This window comes from Bifidobacterium sp. SO1, from assembly GCF_018555335.1.
In the GTDB taxonomy this organism is placed as follows: domain Bacteria; phylum Actinomycetota; class Actinomycetes; order Actinomycetales; family Bifidobacteriaceae; genus Bifidobacterium; species Bifidobacterium simiiventris.
Map to the genome: position 1 here is coordinate 17,456 of NZ_JAFEJR010000014.1, position 20,560 is coordinate 38,015.

A 20,560-nucleotide genomic window follows, 5' to 3' on the forward strand; every position below is an offset into this window, starting at 1 on the left:
CGGCTAGCGTTTCGTCGAGGCGTTCTTATCCTTTGCTCCCCCTGAGGAGAGCTGGCAGCGAAGCTGACTGAGGGGGTGAAACACTCAATTCCCTCAACCCGACAGTAAAAGACAGTCTCAGTTCGCCTTCAAACGGTACGCCTTCCACACGTCGCTGAGCTTCTGCCCGTTCGACGTGCGCTTCCACACGTCCAATCCGGCCTTGCTGCCGCCAGCCGCACGGGCCGCGGCGGTCGGCGATGCGTATTCGGAACCGTCCTCAAGACGGAACCGTCCGTTCGCCGTGACGGTCGCCACATACCGTTCGCCCTTGCGCGGACGCTCCCACACCAGCATCTCGCCCGGAATCAGCAATCCGGCCTTCACCACCTGCGCGATGGTGACACGCCGCGAACCCCGGCTGGCGCGCGACGTCGCCTCCATGTTCTCAGCCAGCTGTTCGATGCTGGCTGAAGACGTCAGATCCGCATGGTTCTCGTCATAACGGATATCCCAATACTCGGCTATCAGCCGTATCGTCTCCTCCTGACGATGCTGCATCATCGCCGGCGTGCATTCGGCGAAATCGGCCAGCTCCCGCGTCAACGGGAACCGGCGCGAATCCGAACGCATCAGCATACGCTCGCGTCTGCGATCATATTCAGCCAGCTTATCCAACTGATCTTCGCCGCCCTGTACCAACGCCATATTGCCCAGCCGATACATCCAATAATCGTGGGCTTCCTGCGACCATTGCGCAAACGACGCGGCATCACCGATCTCCACCGGCATGATTGGCAAGGCGCTCAGCTTACGCGGCCGCGCGATACGCCCTTGGGCCGACTGCTCGTTCGCGCGCACCAGCAACAGGCGCACCAGATCCTCATCGCCCTGCATCTCGCCGTGCAACCGCACCAACGCGCCCGCACGGTCGTCTGCGCTGACGGCGAGACCCCGCACCAGACGAACCGGATACCCCTTGTCGAGATCGCGGATCGCCGCCGTCGCATGGCCGCGACGTTCCAAGGCTGCGGTGCGGTTCAACGTATCCACGCCGGTCACCCGTTCCAATGCGGCGAACAGCTCCTCCAAACGCTGCCGGTCATGCAGTCCGAGCGACGATTCCGTCACCGTCGTGCGCGACGAGTGTGAGCCGCGACGCACGAATGGCGAGAATCCCGGTTCTCCGAGCTTGCGGAACGAATTGACCAGCGCCCACATCGCCACGGGCTTCCACTCATGGTTGCGGTAATCGTTCAACGCTTCGATACGATCACGAATTCCGGCCGACAGCACGGTATCGCCCGGATGCTCAAGCATCCTCCATGCCATCGCATACGGTGCCAGCACGCGGTCGATGAACGCGGGCACCGTGCCGGCCGTCAGATACGGCTGCAGCACGTCACCCAGAAAATCCTCGATCAGCTTGCCGGTATCCGGCTTGTGCGCCAGTATCAGATGCAGGTACGAGAAGAACTCCTCGCTCTGGCGCGGGTCGTCGCCCATCGGGTCCATGATGTCGTCCCATCGCGCCGCGTACTCGTCCAGCATGGCCGGTTTCAGCCCGGACGTCGCGCGGGCCTTGAACACGTCGGACGGCGTCAAGGGCAGGCCGCGCATGTTCATCACGTCGAAGATGCGATGCGCCCCATCCAGATCATCGGTGGTCACGATCACCAGGGTCACGCCGTTCACCAGATATGAGGCGAACGCATGCCGCTCGTCTTCGTCCATCACCGTCAACGCGTCATAGGCCGCTTTCGTGTTGCGCGTGATGTTGCGCTGGGCAGCCGATGACCAGTCCTCGTCACCCAGATCGAACAACGCCTCCAGATTGCCTTCCTGCACGTATTCGCGGAAGAACGCGGCGTCGCGTTCGCGCAGCGTGAGCCGCGGCTCGTTCCTGATGCCGCGCAGCTTGTCGCCCGGCTCCACGATCAGTGCGTCCAGCAGACGCATTCACTCCTCATCCGATTCCAGATCGCGCAGGGCGGCGATGATGATCGACAGCGACACCAGACGCTGCTGGCCGTCGATCACCTCATAGTGCGTGCCGCCGTCGCGCACCAGAATCAGCGATCCGAGAAAATATGGCACGTCCGGAGTCTTGGACGCCTCCTCGAGATCGCCGATCAGCTGCAGCACATTCGCCGGCTGCCAGATATAGGCACGCTGGAACGAGGGAATCGTGAACCGATAATCCGAAGTGAACACCTTGCTGAGCGGTTTCTCCGTCGCGCTGATCGCCATACGTACCCCTTCGTTCCATTGCCAAACAACTGCCAGACACCTGCACCCAGCCTACCAGCGAACGCCTATGGGCGCGTCGCGATCGGTGCTCCTACTCATCCGCACATCGCGCGGCATGTGGGAGACGAACCATGAGATCCGATCCCATCCCCGCCCGACGAACGTCACTCGACCGGCGGCAGATCGGCCCGTTCCACCAGACGCGCCAACTGCACGCGCCCCATGCTCAACTTGTCCGCCGCACTTGACAGATGCGCCTTCGCAGTACGTTCGGAAATGAACATCCGTGCGGCGATTTGCGCGTTCGTATAACCCTCCGCCGCCAGCAGCACCGTTTCCCGTTCCCGAGCGGGCAGCGAATCCAATAGTCGTCTCGCCTCATCACGGCGAGCAATCGGCCGCTGTTCGCCAAGATCGGCGATCAGCTGACGCTGGCTGGCGGTGTTGAACTGCGGCACGCCCGCACACACGTCGAATACGCGGCGAATGATCTCCTGCGGCGCATCGGTCTTCGATACGAACCCCTCCGCACCGGCCTCCACCGCACGCTCCACCGTATTCGACGGATTCAACGACGTGAGCATCAGCACATGCGGCGGCTTCGGCAGCGTCCGCAGCCGCTTCGTCGTCTCGATGCCGTCTACTCCGGGCATGGCGATGTCCATCAGCACCACGTCGGGATGCTCCCGTATGGCCCGCTCCACGGCATTCGTGCCGTCGACGGACGTGGAGACGACGCGGATACCGCCGTTTGAATAGTCGGTCAGTATCAGCCGCATCGCCTGACAGACCATTGGATCGTCGTCGACGATGCTTACCGTGACGACGGGCCGCGATACTGCGGTGCCGTCGTCGCCGAATGATGGCTGTGGATCGTGATCGCGCATATTCACGGCTTCATTGTATCCGGACATGGACGGACGATATCGCAACGGCACGAGCCGATCATACGCCGGAACCAACAGACGTGCCGGATGCGGGCGATACTGCGGTCCACGGCAATGTCACGTCGACATGGAACATGCCGCGTTCGTCGACACCGTACTTGCACGCACCGCCCGTCGAACGCACCCGTGCTGTGAGCCCGGGAAGTCCGGAGCCGATCCGCGGATCCGACGATGCGGGCCGATCGACACGGGCGTCGGCGAAATCGGCGGATACGATCGAGGCTCGCGGCGATGCGGGCACCACAGGATTGCTGGCATGCACATGCACGCCGGTCTGCGGATTGACGGTCACCTCCAACGATATCGGCATGCCCGCCGCATGGCGCAGCGCGTTCGTCAGACTTTCCTGAATGGCCCGATAGGCGACCTTGCCGACCGATTCGTCCAGATCGCCCAACTGACGGATGTCGATCCACGTATTGACTTGGGCGCCGGCCTGGCGGGCGTCCGCGATCAGTGCATCCAACGATTCGCGGGTCAACGCGGTGTCGTCGGTGGGCGCGAGCTGATCCCATGCCTGTTGCGGATGACGCAACATGTCGATGATCGCATGCGCCTCATCCAACGCACCCGCCGCCTGCCGGCGGATCTCGTCCGCCTTGGCCGCCACGGATGCAATGTCTACGTCGGCCGTATCGGCATCGGATGATGATGCGGCCAGCCTGTTCGCCTCGGCCTGTAGGGCGCTCGCATTTAACGCGATCAACGACAATGAATGCGCGAGCGTATCGTGCGCTTCGGCGGCGATCGCATCCGCAAGCTTCTGGTCGTCCAGATCGTTTTGCAGGTGCTGCACATGATGTTGCGCCGCTTGCGTCTGCGCGTCCGCCTGCGTAAGCCGTGCCCGCGAACGGATATGCAGACCGATCAGCGTGGCGACCGCGACGCTGATCGCCGCGACGACCGCGGCGGTGGCGATGATCGTGGACTCGCCGGTCAACAACACGATCGGTTCGCCTCTGACCCCGGTCTTCGGCTTGGCGAACAGCATATGCCAAAACGAGGCGTCCGCTGGTTGCAGCGCATCGCGCACCTGCGCCCAGACGGCCACCGGAACGGCCGCCGCGACCGCGCGCACGGTGCGCATGGTATCCGACCGCCGGGCGACCAGGGCGGTCAACGCCATCAGCATGAGCAACGGGTCATACGGGAATACGGCCACGATCGCCAGGCACATCCAGAACGTCGGTTCGGGATGCCGGCCGCGGCGCAACAGCAGAAACGGGAAGGCGAACGCCGCGAACGTGCTGAACAGGTACCACACGTAGATGGCCCCGTGCGGATCATCCCGTTGCGGCTGCGCCATCACCGACACCTGAATCAGGCACATGAACATCGATCCGGCGACCATCGGCACGGTCAGCCAGCGTCGCGTGCGCACCGGCACTTCGTCATCGTCATTCGTCGGACGCAGCAGGGCAGTGATCGCAGTCAAGGAAGGCATGTCTCCCACTGTATTGCCGAACGCGATGCCACGCCATTGGACATGCGGGCGACATCGCCGTCCGGCAGATGCCCGAACGGGCAACGAACTATGGCCGTTCGTCCACTGACGTTCCGCCGACGTGTTCTGTAGCGTCGAACCTGTCACCCACGAACGAGAAAGAAGGAACATCATGTCAGCGCCCAACGTGCAGCAGCCGCCGGTCCATTCGCAGCAGTCCACGCAGAAACCCGGCAAGAAACCGATCTGGAAACGGTTGTGGTTCTGGATCGTCGCCGTCATCGTCGTCATCGCGATCTCTGCAAGCATGAACGGCAACAGTGGCAATGGATCGCAATCCGGAACGCCGCAGTCGTCAACCGGTCAAAGCCAGCAGTCCGATTCGGCGAAGAGCGACACGGTGGATCAGCCGGACGATACTTCGAAGCAGGAGGAGGAAACCAAGGTTCCGACGGAATACAAGTCTGCGCTCAAGCAAGCCGACACCTACGCCAACGTCATGCACATGTCCAAACAAGGGGTCTACGACCAGCTCGTCAGCGAATACGGTGGCAAATTCTCAGCCGAAGCGGCACAATACGCCATTGATAACGTGAAAGCCGATTGGAATGCGAATGCGCTGGCCAAGGCGAAAAGCTACCAGAACGACATGGCAATGTCGCCTGAGGCGATACGCGACCAGCTGACCAGCGAGTACGGCGAAAAATTCACCGCGGACGAAGCCAATTACGCCATCGACCATCTGAATGACTGACGCTCGATGACTGTTCCCAAGCCACGTTCGGGCCGGCAGACGGCCCCGGACGTGGCTGTTCGGTGAATACGCGACGCTACAGGCTGAAATTCATGGAATTCCAAGGTTATCTCCCGTAGGATATCTCTAGGAAAACAAAACAAGGAGTCATCATGACATTCGGCCAGCAGCCGCAAGGCAACAATAACCAATACGGCAATCCCAATGGCCAGCAGCAGTATGGCCAGCCGCAATACCAGTATGCGCAGAACCCGTACGGCCAGTCGCAGTACGCTTACGCACCCAACGGCACCGCCGCGATGAACGCTCAGACCGCGTACTCGTACGAGCAGGTGCAGCAGGCCGAGCGCGTGTCCATCACCCGCGCGTACGGCGAAATGACGATCGGCTTGCTCATCACCGCGGCCGTCGCCGTCATCGCGCAGATGACCGGCGCCTACATCGGCTTCCTGCAGGCGACCGGCCTGATCGGCGTGTTCCTGTTCGCCGCCATCCAGATCGGCATGGCCGTCTACCTCGGCGCGCGTATCATGACGATCAAATCCGGCACCGCACGCGTCATGTTCTACGTGTACGCCGCGCTCATGGGCTTCACCCTGAGCTCGATCTTCATGATCTACGATCTCGGTTCGATCGGCCTCGCGCTCGGCATGACCGCATTGTTCTTCTTCGTGCTCACCATGTTCGGCCTGACCACCAAGATGAACATGCTCAAGGCCGGCCCGATCCTCATGGCCGCGCTGATCGCGCTCATCATCGCGCAGGTCATCCTCGCGTTCATCCCGGGCGTGAGCGGCATGACGCAGATCGTGTGCGTGGTCGGCCTGATCATCTTCGCGGGCATGACGATGTACGACGCGCAGGTCGCGCGTGCGCTGTTCGCCCAGTACGAGGCGCAAGGCCCGGAGATGATCAAGAAGGTGTCGATCATCTGCGCGCTCAACCTGTACCTTGACTTCGTGAACATGTTCCTCTACCTGCTGCAACTGTTCGGCAACAGGGACTGACCTCAACCGACGATGACCGCCGCCGATCGATGACGGACGGTTACGCGCTTGACAAGCCCGGCCACGATATGGCCGGGCTTTTTGCATGCCGGCGCGCGCCGCGGCTACCGTAGTGCCTCATGAAGAGACAGGAACCGATGGGCATGGCATGCCTGCTGCTGACCGCGTTGATCTGGGGATTCGCGTTCGTCTCCCAAGTGCAGGGCATGGATTCGATGACCCCGCTGTTCTTCAACGCGACCCGCTTCACGCTCGGCGCGATATCGCTCGTACCGCTGCTGATCTGGCGCAACGGCCGACGTGGCAAGAAGGCTGCCGAGACGGGGGAGGAGTCTCTCACCGTTGCCACCTCGCCCGACGAACCACGGCCGCAGCGATACGTGCGTCTGCTCGCCAACCCGGCCGTCATCGGCATGATCTGCGGTCTATTCCTGTTCACCGCCAGCACCTTGCAGCAGTACGGCATCCTCTACGGCCGTTCGGCTGGACGCGCGGGGTTCATCACCGCGCTGTACATCGTCATGGTGCCGCTGCTCGCATTCGTGTTCCTGCATCGTCGCGTGCACCTGATGACGATTGCCGCGGTCGTGATCGCGGTCGTCGGATTCTATTTCCTGTGCATCACCGATGGATTCGGGTCGCTGACGTTGGCCGATCTGCTGCTGCTGTTCACGGCCGTATTGTTCGCCGCGCACATCCTCGTGATCGACACGCTCGGCTCGCGCATCGACGCGCTGACGTTGTCGTTCGGCCAATTCGTGACGACGGCCATACTGAGCTGGATTGGCTCGCTATGCGAAGGATCGATCGACTGGACGGGCGCGGCGCAGGCGTGGGAGGCGGTCGTGTATGCCGGCATCGGATCGGTGGGCATCGCCTACACGCTGCAGGTGGTCGGCCAGCAGTGGGTGCCGCCGACCCGTGCGTCGCTCATCATGTCGCTCGAATCGTTCTTCTCGGTGATCGGCGGCGCGCTGCTGCTCGGCGAGGTCATGACCCCGCGCGGCTATCTCGGTTGTGCCCTCATCTTCGCCGGAACCCTACTCGCACAGCTCCCTGCTAATCCGCTTTCGGCGCTTCGCCGACCTGAGGCGCGCCGTTGATGTCGCGGTGGATGTTCTGCATCTGCGTTTCGATGTTCTGCAACGAGCGCGCGCAGTCGAGCAGTGTCTGCGAATGTTCGCTCAACTTCGCGTCCGGCAGATCGGTCTTGTATCGCAGCGCGTGCTCGAGACTCGCCCAGTAGTCCATCGCGATCGTGCGGAACTGCACCTCGACCGGCGTGTAATGCGCGCCCGACGACAGGAACACCGGCACCGCGTAGATCACGTGCAGCGAACGGTACCCGTTCTGCTTCGGGTTCTTGATGTAGTCCTTGACGCGCAGTACCGAAATGTCGTTCTGCGCCGACAGATAGTTCGACACGGAGTACACGTCGTCTCGGTAGTTGCAGATTACGCGCACGCCGGCCACGTCGAACAGATTGTCGCGAATCGAGGAGACCTGGAGCGGCAGGCCCTTGCGTTCCAGCTTGCCAAGGATCGAATTGACCGATTTGAGACGGCGTTCCATGTGATGGATCGGATCATGCGCGAACCGTACCTGGAATTCGGAATCGAGGATCTCCAGCTTGGTGCTGATCTCGTACATCGCGCCCTCGTACACCTGCATGAGGTTGACGAATTCGGTGATCTCCTCGGTGGGGAACGGCGCATTGTTCGGGCCGAGGGCCTTGAGTCGCGCCTTGAGATCGTTCGTGTTGATGCGGCTTTGTCGGTCAAGTATCACGGTCAATAATCATAGCGTCACATGTGCGAAGGAACTGAAAAACTCCTCAACGGTGCGCTGGACGTGCCATGTCGCGCCGTCTGGCGGGGGCAATCGTTACGATGGACGGTTATGAACGAAGACATGATGACCGAGGCGGAGCGTGCCTCGAAACTGGCCGAACCGGCGGGCGACGGCGTTGCCGAGACCCCCAACCGCGGCAAAGGTGTGTATTACGTGCACACGCTCGGATGCCAGATGAACGTGCACGATTCCGAACGCATCGCCGGCGTGCTCGAATCCGACGGCTACGTGCCCGCCACCGAAGAGCAGGTGATCGACAAGGACATCGACCTGATCGTCATGAACACGTGCGCGGTGCGTGAGAACGCGGCCGAACGCATGTACGGCACGATCGGCCTGTGGGCGAAGATGAAACGCGAGCGGCCGAACCTGCAGATCGCGGTCGGCGGCTGCATGGCGCAGCTCGACCGCCAGAAGATCGCGAAGAAGGCTCCGTGGGTGGACGCCGTGTTCGGCACGAAGAACATCGGCTCCCTGCCGCGTCTGCTCGATCAGGCGCGCATGATCGGCGAGCCGCAGGTCGACGTGGTCGACAAGCTCGACTATTTCCCGAGCCAGCTGCCGACCGCTCGTGCGTCGCGCGTCTCGAGCTGGGTGTCGATCTCGATCGGCTGCAACAACACGTGCACGTTCTGCATCGTGCCGACCACGCGCGGCAAAGAGCACGACCGCCGCCCCGGCGACATTCTCGCCGAGATCCGCCAGTGCGTCGACAACGGCGCGAAGGAGGTCACGCTGCTCGGCCAGAATGTGAACTCGTTCGGTTACGGCATCGGCGACCGGTACGCGTTCAGCAAACTGCTGCGCGCGTGCGGCGAGATCGACGGACTGGAGCGTGTGCGGTTCACGTCGCCGCATCCGGCCGCGTTCACCGACGACGTGATCGCCGCGATGGCCGAGACACCGAACATCATGCACCAGCTGCACTTCCCGCTGCAGTCCGGTTCCGACCGCATCCTGCGTGCGATGCGCCGCTCGTACCGTTCCGCGAAATTCCTCGACATCCTGCGCAAGATCCGCGAGGCCATGCCGGACGCGCAGATCTCCACCGACATCATCGTCGGTTTCCCGGGCGAGACCGATGAGGACTTCGAGGAGACGATGCGCGTGGTGCGTGAGGCCCGGTTCTCCTCCGCGTTCACGTTCGAATACTCGCCGCGCCCCGGCACGCCGGCCGCCGCGATGGAACAGGTGCCGCATGAGGTGGTGCAGGAGCGGTTCGAGCGGCTCGTGGCGCTGCAGGAGCAGATCACGGCCGAGGAGCTGGCGAAGTTCGAGGGGCGTGACGTCGAGGTGATGATCACCGGTGCCGCCGGCAAGAAGGACTCGGCCACGCACCGCGTGACTGGTCGCGAGAGGACCGGTGTGCTCGTGCATATCGGCGTGCCCGAAGGCGAGCCGATGCCCGAGATTGGTGATTTCGTCACCGCGACCGTCACCCATGCCGGACGGCATAATCTCATCGCCGATCCCGATCCGGCCAAGGGCCAGACGTATTCGGTACGTCATTGAAACACGCCGCGTGTGGCTCTCTTCACGGAAGGAGAGCCACACGCATGATCAAGGGGGAGCATCATATGACATCGCGTGTCGTTTCGATCGTCGGACCCACCGCCTCGGGCAAGACCGGACTTGGCATCGCCATCGCCAAGGCGCTCGAGGAGCGCGGCGAGCGAGCCGAAATCGTCAACGCCGACGCCTACCAGATGTACCGCGGCATGGACATCGGCACCGCCAAGGCCACAGGCGAGGAGCAAGCTGCGGTCCGGCATCACCTCATCGACATCATCGAACCGGACGACACGATGACGGTGGCGAGGTTCCAACAGATCGCGCGTGACTGCATCCGCGACCTGCAATCGCGGGGCATCAGGCCGATCATGGTCGGGGGCTCGGGCCTGTACGCGCGTGCCGCGATCGACGACATCTCGTTCCCCGGTACCGATCCCGTGGTGCGTCAACGGCTTGAAGAACGAGAGAAAGTCGAAGGCGCGGGCGCGTTGTTCGACGAGCTCAAGGACAAGGACCCTGCCGCGGCGGCTCGTATGGACCCGCGCAACCCGCGACGTACCATCCGTGCGCTTGAGGTCATCGAAGTGACCGGCAAACCGTATTCGGCAAGCTTGCCGCGCTACCGGTACGTGATCCCCACCGTGCAGATCGGCCTTGACCTGCCGCGCGAGGAGCTTGACCGTCGCATCGGCATCCGCACCAAGCAGATGCTCACCGGCGGATTCGTCGAAGAGGTCGAACGGCTGCGTCCCCGGCTCGGCGTCACCGCCAGCCGTGCGCTCGGCTACCAGCAGGTCATTGACTACCTCGACGGCCTTGCCGATCTCAACGACACGTATATGGATATCGCGCAGAAGACCAAGCGACTTGCCCGCAAGCAGATGGGCTGGTTCGGCCGCGACCCGCGCATCCACTGGCTGCAGGCGCTCAACCCAAGCCTCGTCGACAATGCGCTGGCGATCATCGCCCACGCGGACGCGGGGGAGTACGATCCGATCGACGCGCACGCCGACGAATACGTGCAGCATCATCTGGGCGACATCGACTGACTCGACTGTCGATCAGCGGGAAACGAAGACAGCAGAGGCCGCAAGCACGCGAATCAGTGCGCCGGCCCCTGCTCCCAGCCTGCGATCAGGAACGTGCGCGTCGGATTCGCCGGCCGCGCGATCTTGCCGAACATCCGCTCGAAGCCGCTCGTATCGCCGCGGTACGCCGCATGTTTCGCTGCCTTGTACTCGTCACGGCTCACCGAACCCCAGTCGAGGTCCCATCCGGCGTCATGCGCGAGCCTCGACGCGAAGATGCGCAACGTCATCGCATTACCGCCCTTGAACGGATGCAGGTATCCCAGCTCGTCGTAGATATGCGCTAGCTCGTTTACGAACACATCGCGATCCAACGCGACCAGATTACGCTTGTCGGCCAGCTCGGTCGCGATGTTGAGCGCGCCGGTGCCGATCAGCGAGGCCGGGAAGAACATCTCCGGATTCTTGGCAAGTGCCCGGTCCGAGGTCACTTCGCGTGTCGTGTTCGACGTGCGTAACCGGCCTGCATCGGAGAACACACCTTCGAACAGGCCCTTGTGGATCGCGGTCAACTCGTCCAGATCTCCTTCGGCCTTCCATCCGCGTTCGACCAGCAGCACGGTCCGGGCGACGATGCTGCTCGCATGGTCCGCCGCATGGTCGTCGAGGCTGCCGTCGGCAAGTCTTCCGCCCACGATGCCGGACGTTTCCGCGTCCGCGGCGTCGATCAGCGCGGAAACGTCGATGTCGCCGCGCTCGTATCGGCCGAGCGCGTGCATCGTCGCATCGCCGGGCCTCATTGCTTCCAACGCGCAGTTCTTCAGTGCAAATGCGACTGCGCTCGCACGTTCAGCTGGAGTCATAGGCCTATCCTAGCCGATGAAGCCGGCCGTATGCGCCAATGGGAGGGAAAATAACCGGGTCTGGGTAGAATCTGAACCGTTATGGCACGTACAGCATCCTCATCGCAGAAAACATCGAAACCCGGCAGACCGGCGCGCGACGGCGACACGCCGGTCGAACAACCTTACGAACCATGGTGGAAGAAGATCCTGCTGGCCGTTCCCCGTGCGCTCGGATCCGCCGTGCGCGCGGTGAGCGGCGTGGGCGAATACGATCCGATGTACCGGCGCGACGGCCTGTGCTTTCTGATGCTGGTGCTCGCGGTGTTCTTCTGCGCTTCCGAATGGTTCCGCGTCAACGGGGTGCTCGGTCGCATCCTGCATGCGGTGGCATCGGGCCTGTTCGGCGTGATGAGCGTGATCGTGCCGGTGCTGCTTGCGCTGGTGGCGATCCGGCTGATGCGCAATTCCGGCAAGCATTCCGACAATCCGCGTGTGGTGACGGGCTGGGTGCTGTTGCTGTGGTCGATCTGTTCGATCATCGACGTCGTTGTCGCGGCGGACACGCCGGGATTCGACATCACGCTGCTGCAGCGGGCCGGTGGCCTGTTCGGGTTCGTACTCGGCTCGCCTCTGGCGTGGGGACTTTCCGACGCGTTCGCGATCATCGTGTTCGTGGTGGCGGGATTATTTTCGCTGCTGATGATCACGCGCACGCACGTGACCGACCTGCCGGACAATGCGCGCGCGTTGCGCGACCGTCTGCAGTCCGGTTCCGGCCGTCCGGCGAAATCCCAGACGGCCGACGGCGAGCAATTCCCCAACGAGGTGCGTGTGGGGGATTCCACGCTCTCGTTCGCCGAAGGCGTACCTTCTCATGATGGGTCGGATGACGCGGCGCAGGATGACGCGGCGGCGAAGCCGACCATATGGGAGCGGTTCAAGCATCTGTTCGAGCGGCACGGAGGCGAGAACCACACGCTCGATCGTTATGCCGGGGACGATCCCTTCGACCATGCCGCCGACCGCCACGGCGAAGCTGCCGAAACATCCCTGATCGATCCGGCCGCCGCCGTGCCGACCAGAACGGTGTCGTCCGGCACCCACGATGACGGATCGCACCGCGAATACGGCGCATCCGTCGGACGGACCATATCGTCCGCCGTCAATGATCCCGACGTGACCGCTGCGATGGGTGCGCACGGCACGACGGTCATGCCGACCAGAACGGTGAGCGGCACGGAGGCCGTGCCCGATGCCGCCCCCGTGATGCCGGCCGGATCCGATCCGTGGGCCGGTATCGGCAGGGACGGTACCGCATCCTTCCAGGCAGTTCCCGTCGCTTCGGCAACACCAGACATGACCCCTGCGCAGCCGACCGTCAACCCCGTCACGGGAGAAATCGTCGATGAACCGCAGGACGACATGCCGGCATCGGGATCAGTGCCGGCTGACGCCGACCGTCCGTACCAGCTGCCGGATCTGAACATCCTGGCCAAGGGCCAGCCCCATGCCGCCCGTACCCCGGCCAACGACAACGTCATCCGGGCCTTGACCAACACATTCCAGCAGTTCAACGTCGACGCCAAGGTCGTGGGCTTCCTGCGCGGTCCGTCCGTCACCCAGTACGAGGTCGAGCTTGGTCCCGGCGTCAAGGTCGAGAAGGTCACCAATCTACAGAAGAACATCGCCTATGCGGTGGCCAGCTCCGACGTGCGCATCCTCTCGCCGATCCCGGGCAAGTCCGCCATCGGCATCGAGATCCCGAACGTCGACCGCGAGATCGTACACCTTGGCGACGTGTTGCGAAGCGACAAGGCAATGAATGATCCGACCCCGATGCTCACCGGCGTGGGCAAGGACGTCGAAGGCCATTTCGTGACCGCCGACCTGACCAAAATGCCTCACCTGCTGGTGGCCGGCGCGACCGGCTCCGGCAAATCAAGCTTCATCAACTCGATGCTCACCTCGCTCATCATGCGGGCCACGCCCGAACAGGTGCGCATGATCATGGTCGATCCCAAACGCGTCGAACTGTCCGCGTATGCGGGCATCCCGCACCTGCTCACGCCGATCATCACCGATCCGAAGAAGGCCGCGCAAGCGCTCGAATGGGTCGTCAAGGAGATGGACGCCCGCTACTCCGACCTTGAATTCTTCGGCTTCCGCCACATCAAGGATTTCAACAAGGCCGTGCGCGAGGGCAAGGTGCACGCGCCGGCCGGCTCGCAGCGTAAGGTGGCTCCCTACCCGTACATCCTCGTGGTCGTCGACGAGATGGCCGACCTCATGATGGTCGCCAAGAACGACGTGGAAAGCTCCATCCAACGCATTACGCAGCTCGCGCGAGCCGCCGGCGTGCACCTCGTGCTCGCCACCCAGCGCCCGTCCGTCGACGTCGTCACCGGCCTCATCAAGGCGAACATTCCCTCGCGCCTCGCGTTCGCGACCTCGTCGGCCACCGACTCGCGCGTCATCCTCGACACTACCGGCGCAGAGACGCTGATCGGCCAGGGCGACGCGCTGTTCCTGCCGATGGGGCAGGCCAAGCCGCTGCGCGTGCAAGGGTCATGGGTGAGTGAATCCGAGATCCGCAAGGCCGTCGAATTCGTGCGTACCCAGCGCAAGCCGCACTACCGCGAGGACATCGAACAAATGGCCAAGGAAGCGGACAAGGCGGCCGTCGAACCGGACGAGGAGATCGGCGACGACATGGACGTGCTGCTGCAAGCCGCCGAACTGGTCGTCACCACGCAGTTCGGATCCACGTCGATGTTGCAACGCAAGCTGCGCGTCGGCTTTGCCAAGGCTGGCCGCCTCATGGATCTGCTCGAATCGCGCGGCGTGGTGGGGCCGTCCGAAGGATCCAAAGCGCGCCAGGTGCTCGTGCAGCCGCAGGATTTGCCGGCGGTGCTCGCGTTCATCCGAGGCGAAACCAGCTCAATCCAATCGTCCGGCGCGCAAACGGCCGCCGATCCCGCCGGCAACGAGCCGGCATGAGCCGCATCCGGCCGGCGCATCGCGAAAAGATCGAGGGGGTCGGCGGAAGACATCCATCCAAGGTAGCAACGTAAGGGTATGGTGAATGGCATGAACAACAGCAAGACTGAAAGCAAGGAATCCTCCAAATCGTCATTGTTGGACGGTTGGAACGCGCCGCCGAACCTCGTCACCTACTCGCGTATCGTGCTGGTCGTGATCTTCCTCGGCCTGTACATCGCCGCCGGCGCGTGGGGCGTCGAGAACTACGCGATGCGCTGGGCGGCCGCGATCCTGTTCATCGTCGCCGCGTCCACCGACAAGCTCGACGGCTGGATGGCCCGCACGTTCAACCAGGTCACCGAGCTGGGCAAGCTCATGGATCCGATCGCCGACAAGCTGCTGACCTGCGCCACGCTGATCGTGGCCGCGGCGTTCGGCGAACTCGGGCCGACGGTGCTCGGATGGATCGTCGTCGCGCTGTTCCTGATCCGTGAGATCGGCATCACCGTGATGCGCTTCTTCGTGATCGACACCGGCGGCAAGGTCATCGCCGCCGAGTGGCCCGGCAAGCTCAAGACCTTGTTCCAGTGCATCGGTCTGGCCATGTTGCTGCTTCCGGTCTGGCAGTTTGCCGGCGGCACCGGCGAGAACCCGATGTGGCTGACCATCTACCTGTTCGTCACGTACCTGATGATCTACGTGGCGCTCGTGCTGTGTCTGTATTCGGGCGGCGTGTATCTCTACAACACGTTCCACGGACGTAAGAAGTAGATCGAACCCGTAGAGTCATTCATAAGGAGGCTCCCTTGCCGGCATGGCGTCGGACGGGGAGCCTTCGCATAAGACAAGGAGACAGAGCATGACCGATGGCATTGCCGGGCGCTGTGACGGGATCGCCGCGCGGATACTGCACATATGCGAGGATCGGCAGCTGAAGATCGCGGCGGCCGAATCGTTGACGGGTGGACTGCTTGCGGACGCCTTCGTGCGTATTCCGGGAGCCTCCAACGTATTTCTCGGTTCGGCGGTCACATACGATATCCGGGCCAAGGCGTCGATACTTGGAGTGGACCGTGATCTGCTGGAACGCGAGGGCGCCGTGCATCCCGAGGTCGCCCGGCAGATGGCGGCGTCGACCGCGAGACTGTATGGGCAGCCCGAATACCGCGGACAGGTGATCGGATTGGCGACGACGGGCGTGGCCGGTCCCGGTCCGGACGGGGACAAACCGGCCGGATTGGTGTATATCGGCCTGTCGCTGCCGTCTTCCGACAGGCCGGACGGACGACGTACGTTCTCCCGCGAGCTCAGACTCGACGGGGATCGGCCGCAGGTGCGCAGGCTGACTGTGCTGCGTCTGCTGGAGACGTTGGAAGGAGCATTATGGCGAGATACAGTGAATCATGCGGGTATTCACAGGGACTTTTCAGGAATAAACGTGTGCGTGACAGGTTGAACAAAGTGGAAACACCGACGAACGCCTAAGGAGGGTTGCGATGGAAACGATGACCCGCACCACCGAAACGATGAATGTGGAACAGCTCAGCCCGATCGCCGCGCGCCCGGGGAGCGCGCGCATGCGCGATCTGACGCCGGCGCAGCGCCGTGCCGTGATGTTCGCCCAGCAGCAGGTGCTGGCCGCCCGCGCCGCGAAGAAGGCCAAGGATGAACGTCAGGCCGCTCTGAATCGCATGTGGCAGGAGGAGGATTCCGCCCAGGCCCGTCCCCGTGGCGTTGCGCATGCACAGGAGACCGCTGGCGAGACCCGCGATGTGTCGTTGCGCGAGGCCATCGGTCATGTGTTGCGCGAGCTGCGCACCGGCGACCGCAAGACGCTGCGCGAGGTGAGCGAGAAGGCCGGCGTGTCGCTCGGCTACCTTTCGGAGGTCGAGCGTGGGCAGAAGGAGGCCAGCTCCGAACTGCTTAGCTCCATTTCCGAGTCCCTTGGGGTGAGTACCCCGCAGATGCTGCGTATGGTGGCTGATTATCTGGAGTCCACTCAGGCGTAGTCTGCGCCGCGGCGAATGAATGGGATGGCGGTCTTCTTCGGGAGGCCGCCATTGTTGTGTTGTAGACTGGTGGATCGTGCGAGAACGGGAATTCTGGGCTTTGCTTGAAGAGGTGTTCGGGCGCGGGTACGGGCGTAGTCTCGCCAAGGATCAGGGTTTGGTCGAACTTGGCGGGATGAGCGTGGTCGAGGCTCTGGCATCGGGTGAGGAGCCGCGCGTTGTGTGGAATGTGCTGTGCGATCAGATGGACGTTCCCGATTCGCAACGCTGGGGCAAACGGCATATGGCGCCGCCTCTGCCGGCTCGGTTCCATGACTGACGATGCCTGAGCCGGCGGCGGCACGCCAATTCGAACAAATGTTCGCGCATTGGGCTATAGTTGTTCACAGTGACGAAACGTCGACGGATGTGGCGTGCGTTGTGCATAAACGCAGGGATCCCTTGCATAAGTAGGGGATTGCCGGATTCCGACACGCCCGGGTCGACCGTTCGACCACAGGGGCCGGTTCGGCTTGCCTCGGTCGCGGTCCGTCCCGTAGCGTGAAGGCACATCGGCACACACACGGTAAGGAGAACCAATATGGCACAACAGGCAAACGCCCCGGCGAAGCAGCCGGACAATGGCAAGCCGGGCATTGATCCGCGTCGCCAGGCCGCGCTGGACACCGCGCTGGCTCAGGTGGAGAAAAGCTTCGGCAAAGGTTCCGCGATGCGTCTGGGTGATCGGCCCGAACAGGACGTCGAGGTGATCCCGACCGGTTCTCTGGCGCTGGACATGGCCTTGGGCATCGGCGGTCTGCCGAAGGGTCGCATCGTCGAGATTTACGGTCCCGAATCCTCGGGCAAGACGACGCTGGCGCTTCATGTGGTCGCCAATGCGCAGAAGGCCGGCGGCGTGGCCGCGTTCATTGACGCCGAACATGCGCTCGATCCGGTATACGCGCGCAAGCTCGGCGTTGACACCGATTCGCTTATCGTCTCCCAGCCCGACAATGGCGAGCAGGCGCTGGAGATCGCTGACATGCTGATCCGGTCGGGCGCCCTCGACGTGATTGTGGTCGACTCGGTCGCGGCCCTGGTGCCGAAGGCCGAGATAGATGGTGACATGGGAGACAGCCATGTCGGTTTGCAGGCCAGGCTCATGAGCCAGGCCCTGCGCAAGATGACCGGCGCACTGGCCCAGGCGGGCACCACCGCGATCTTCATCAACCAGTTGCGCGAGAAGATCGGCGTCTTCTTCGGAAGTCCTGAAACCACTACCGGCGGCAAGGCGTTGAAGTTCTACGCGTCCGTGCGTCTCGATATCCGCCGCATCCAGACCATCAAGGTGGGCGACGAGGCAGTCGGCAACCGCACCAAGGTGAAGGTCGTGAAGAACAAGATGGCCCCGCCGTTCAAGTCCGCCGAGTTCGACGTGCTGTACGGCGAGGGCATCTCGACCGAAGGCTCGGTGCTGGACATGGCCCTGCAGTGCAACGTGGTCAAGAAATCCGGTTCCTGGTTCACCTATGAGGGCGACCAGCTTGGTCAGGGGCGCGAGAACGTGCGCAAGTTCCTCAAGGAGAACCCGGCCGTCACCGAGGAGATCGAGAAGAAGGTCAAGATCGCCTTCGGCCTGATTCCCGCCGAGGATCAGTTCGCCGAAGGAGAAAACGGCGCCGACGACGCGCCGCAGGATGCCGGCGCCGGCGATGCGACCGGTACCGCCAAAGAAGCCAAGAGCGCCGCGAAGGACTGACCTGTGATCGACGCTGGAGCTTTCCTTGCGGCACATGCGCCGGCTGTCATGCCGGACTCGTTCGGACGACAGGATCCTGTCGAATCGAGCGAATCCGGCATGACAGCCGGCGGACGGCGCGGACGCCGGCTGCGCCGCTCGGAGCAGCACGGTCGTTCCGATACGGCACGCAGTCGGTTCGGCGCGGCAGGGTCACATCAGGTCGACGATCCTCACGATGTGGATGCATGCCGTGAAGCGGCGTTGTGTCTGTTGGATGCCGCGCCGCGGTCCTCGGGCGCCATGAGGGAGCGTCTGGCCGGCAAGGGCTATGCTTCCGATACGGTCGAGGCAGTGGTGGAACGCCTCGAGCAGGTGCATCTGATCGATGACGAGGCCTACGCCGAATCGATGGTGCGCTATTGCGTGGCTCGGCTCATGGGAGCCCGCGGCGCGATGGCGGAGCTGTCCCGCAAGGGCGTGCCGCGTCCGATCGCGGCACGGGCCGTCGATGAGGCGCGTGAACGGGGCGTCTTCGAGGATGCGGCGTGGGAGCTCGCAAGACGATATGCGGCCAAGACCGAAGGGCTTGACCTCGACAAGCGTCGGCAGCGATTCTGGTCTGCGGGAGGCCGGAAAGGCCATGATCCGCAGGATCTCAGCCGCATAGCGTATGAACTGTTCCATTGATGCAGCGTGGAGGAAGTGCATGAGGCGGGAAGCCTAAGTAGTGTACTCGGTCTGCATCACGCCATGGACGGGAAAATGATGATGAGACCCCTTATACCCCGGGTTCTGTCGCGCCGGCGAACCGGTGCGGACGGCCATCCATCTCGACCTGACGTTGCCGTCAGGCTCTAGCAGCCTACCCGAAGGCATCGGGCGAGCAGCCCTCAAACGCCTTCTGCTTGGCCTTGCTCCCGATGAGGCTTGCCATGCGGCCGACTGTTGCCAGCGGCCCGGTGGTCTCTTACACCGCCGTTTCACCCTTACCAGCCGAGGCTGGCGGTCTGTTCTCTGCTGCGCTATCTCTCAGGTCGCCCTGGGCGGATGTTATCCGCCATCGTGCTCTGCGGAGCCCGGAAGTTCCTCAACTCGCACCATTGCAATGCGAATCGCGGCCGTCAAGGGGTCTCAGGCGAACCATCATACACGATGCCAGGATATCGCGAACCGGCATGCATGCCGTAAACGCACACGCATACCACCTATGCAACCATGGAAACGTGAACGCAACACGCAGAAAAGAAACATTTTTCTTCGGGCGAGTTTCCCACCGTTTACCGTTCGTTCGGCTACAATAAAACATACCGACGGCGAAGTCGCCGTTGGCCCGTCAAATAGCGGGTAGCACCGCTTGAGTCTAGGAGGTCCACATGGAAATCGTCGTTACCGGACGTCACACGCAGATCAAGCAGAGGTTCCGTGATGTCGTTGAAAGCAAGATGAATCGTGTGACCGCTATCGCGCCGGATGCGCAACGCGCGCAGATCGTGCTGACGCACGAAGGCAATCCCCGTCAGGCGGATACCGCCAAGAGGGTGGAGATCACTGTCATTGCGGGCCGCACCGTGGTGCGTGCCGAGGCGTCGAGCACCGACGAATTCAGCGCGCTTGATATGGCGCTGGACAAGCTGACGCTGCGTCTGCGCCGCACTCGTGATCGCCGCAAGGACCATCGTCGTGGCTATACCGATCCCGTTCCCGTCGACATGGGAGTCGTCGAGCCGCCGGCCGAGGAGACCGTGGAAGAGGAGCCGAACAACAGCCCTGCCGCCGCCGTCGCGTCGGATCTGGGCCCGGGCGAGTCCGTTGAGGTCCAGGTAGGCGACACCCCGATCGTCATCCGCCGCAAGCTGCACATCGCCGAACCGATGACCATCGACGAGGCGCTGTATGAGATGGAGTTGATCGGCCACGACTTCTTCCTGTTCGTCAACAAGGAGACGGGTCGTCCGTCCGTCGTCTACCACCGTCATGGCTGGAGCTACGGCGTGTTCGAGATCGACACTCCCGAGAACGTCGCCAAGTAGGCTGATCTGCCGTCCACGATCCGATACCGGTCTGCGACTTGGTTCGGCGTGGTAACGGCGCATGATAGGGCATAGGTCCGCGCGAATATGGTTCGCGCGGACCTTTTTCTATGCAAGATGGCGGAAATACCGGTGAAAATCGCCGCGTTCGCGTAGTATGGACGAAGTTTATGCCCAACCGGACAAGTTGGGCTATGCTCGTTTA

Annotated in this window: 17 protein-coding genes, 1 other RNA gene and 1 pseudogene; 13 read left to right on the forward strand and 6 right to left on the reverse strand. The window is 62.9% G+C overall.

Annotated features, from left to right (window positions below; translation table 11 throughout):
* Window positions 1-117: 117 nt before the first annotated feature.
* The 3 genes and pseudogenes from JS541_RS10735 to JS541_RS10745 form a co-directional block, all read right to left on the reverse strand.
* Window positions 118-2,229: pseudogene (locus JS541_RS10735) on the reverse strand (DUF262 domain-containing protein).
* Between the two features lie 164 nt (window positions 2,230-2,393).
* A complete protein-coding gene (locus JS541_RS10740) occupies window positions 2,394-3,116 on the reverse strand; it encodes a response regulator transcription factor (RefSeq protein WP_214374503.1) in 723 nt (240 codons plus the stop codon).
* 58 nt (window positions 3,117-3,174) lie between these two features.
* Complete coding sequence (locus JS541_RS10745) at window positions 3,175-4,527, reverse strand: histidine kinase (protein ID WP_214374552.1); 1,353 nt, start codon at window positions 4,525-4,527, stop codon at window positions 3,175-3,177.
* A gap of 265 nt (window positions 4,528-4,792) precedes the next feature.
* On the opposite strand from JS541_RS10745, the gene JS541_RS10750 reads away from it, so the two are divergent.
* The 3 genes from JS541_RS10750 to JS541_RS10760 all read left to right on the forward strand — a co-directional run bounded on the left by JS541_RS10750 (window position 4,793) and on the right by JS541_RS10760 (window position 7,484).
* On the forward strand, window positions 4,793-5,374 hold the full coding sequence (locus tag JS541_RS10750; protein WP_214374504.1) for an Ltp family lipoprotein: 582 nt from the start codon (window positions 4,793-4,795) through the stop codon (window positions 5,372-5,374).
* 152 nt (window positions 5,375-5,526) lie between these two features.
* Window positions 5,527-6,381, forward strand: a complete 855-nt coding sequence (locus tag JS541_RS10755; RefSeq protein ID WP_214374505.1) for a Bax inhibitor-1/YccA family protein — start codon at window positions 5,527-5,529, stop codon at window positions 6,379-6,381.
* Window positions 6,382-6,524: 143 nt separating this feature from the next.
* Window positions 6,525-7,484: a DMT family transporter gene (locus JS541_RS10760; protein ID WP_214374553.1), complete on the forward strand. Its 960-nt coding sequence runs from the start codon at window positions 6,525-6,527 to the stop codon at window positions 7,482-7,484.
* Here the strand turns inward: JS541_RS10760 and JS541_RS10765 are convergent.
* Window positions 7,441-8,169 (reverse strand): GTP pyrophosphokinase family protein, encoded by a 729-nt coding sequence (locus JS541_RS10765; RefSeq protein ID WP_214374506.1) that lies wholly within the window; start codon window positions 8,167-8,169, stop codon window positions 7,441-7,443. The two genes, JS541_RS10760 and JS541_RS10765, sit on opposite strands and share 44 nt — an antisense overlap.
* Before the next feature lie 111 nt (window positions 8,170-8,280).
* On the opposite strand from JS541_RS10765, the gene miaB reads away from it, so the two are divergent.
* The gene (gene miaB / locus JS541_RS10770; protein ID WP_214374507.1) at window positions 8,281-9,744 is read left to right on the forward strand and encodes a tRNA (N6-isopentenyl adenosine(37)-C2)-methylthiotransferase MiaB; all 1,464 of its coding nucleotides are present in this window, start codon (window positions 8,281-8,283) and stop codon (window positions 9,742-9,744) included.
* Window positions 9,745-9,809: 65 nt separating this feature from the next.
* On the forward strand, window positions 9,810-10,793 hold the full coding sequence (gene miaA, locus JS541_RS10775) for a tRNA (adenosine(37)-N6)-dimethylallyltransferase MiaA (protein WP_214374508.1): 984 nt from the start codon (window positions 9,810-9,812) through the stop codon (window positions 10,791-10,793).
* A gap of 53 nt (window positions 10,794-10,846) precedes the next feature.
* Here the strand turns inward: miaA and JS541_RS10780 are convergent, their stop codons facing one another.
* Window positions 10,847-11,635 (reverse strand): Fic family protein, encoded by a 789-nt coding sequence (locus tag JS541_RS10780; RefSeq protein WP_214374509.1) that lies wholly within the window; start codon window positions 11,633-11,635, stop codon window positions 10,847-10,849.
* An 81-nt stretch (window positions 11,636-11,716) separates the two neighbouring features.
* Here JS541_RS10780 and JS541_RS10785 point away from each other — a divergent pair, with 81 nt between their 5' ends.
* The 7 genes from JS541_RS10785 (at window position 11,717) to JS541_RS10815 (ending at window position 19,012) form a co-directional block, all read left to right on the forward strand.
* Entirely contained in the window at window positions 11,717-14,614 is a 2,898-nt protein-coding gene (locus JS541_RS10785) for a DNA translocase FtsK (RefSeq protein ID WP_214374510.1), read from the forward strand.
* A 90-nt stretch (window positions 14,615-14,704) separates the two neighbouring features.
* Window positions 14,705-15,367, forward strand: coding sequence for a CDP-diacylglycerol--glycerol-3-phosphate 3-phosphatidyltransferase (gene pgsA / locus JS541_RS10790; RefSeq protein ID WP_214374511.1), 663 nt, complete (start codon window positions 14,705-14,707; stop codon window positions 15,365-15,367).
* A gap of 88 nt (window positions 15,368-15,455) precedes the next feature.
* On the forward strand, window positions 15,456-16,052 hold the full coding sequence (locus JS541_RS10795; RefSeq protein WP_214374512.1) for a CinA family protein: 597 nt from the start codon (window positions 15,456-15,458) through the stop codon (window positions 16,050-16,052).
* A 40-nt stretch (window positions 16,053-16,092) separates the two neighbouring features.
* A complete protein-coding gene (locus JS541_RS10800) occupies window positions 16,093-16,605 on the forward strand; it encodes a helix-turn-helix transcriptional regulator (protein ID WP_214374513.1) in 513 nt (170 codons plus the stop codon).
* 19 nt (window positions 16,606-16,624) lie between these two features.
* The gene (locus JS541_RS10805) at window positions 16,625-16,924 is read left to right on the forward strand and encodes a DUF3046 domain-containing protein (RefSeq protein WP_214374514.1); all 300 of its coding nucleotides are present in this window, start codon (window positions 16,625-16,627) and stop codon (window positions 16,922-16,924) included.
* A gap of 261 nt (window positions 16,925-17,185) precedes the next feature.
* Complete coding sequence (recA, locus tag JS541_RS10810; RefSeq protein ID WP_214374515.1) at window positions 17,186-18,343, forward strand: recombinase RecA; 1,158 nt, start codon at window positions 17,186-17,188, stop codon at window positions 18,341-18,343.
* A 3-nt stretch (window positions 18,344-18,346) separates the two neighbouring features.
* Window positions 18,347-19,012, forward strand: a complete 666-nt coding sequence (locus JS541_RS10815; protein WP_346428311.1) for a regulatory protein RecX — start codon at window positions 18,347-18,349, stop codon at window positions 19,010-19,012.
* A gap of 78 nt (window positions 19,013-19,090) precedes the next feature.
* Here JS541_RS10815 and rnpB read toward each other — a convergent pair.
* Window positions 19,091-19,459: RNase P RNA component class A (rnpB, locus tag JS541_RS10820), an RNA gene on the reverse strand.
* A 239-nt stretch (window positions 19,460-19,698) separates the two neighbouring features.
* On the opposite strand from rnpB, the gene raiA reads away from it, so the two are divergent.
* On the forward strand, window positions 19,699-20,355 hold the full coding sequence (raiA, locus tag JS541_RS10825; protein WP_214374516.1) for a ribosome-associated translation inhibitor RaiA: 657 nt from the start codon (window positions 19,699-19,701) through the stop codon (window positions 20,353-20,355).
* Window positions 20,356-20,560: the final 205 nt, after the last annotated feature.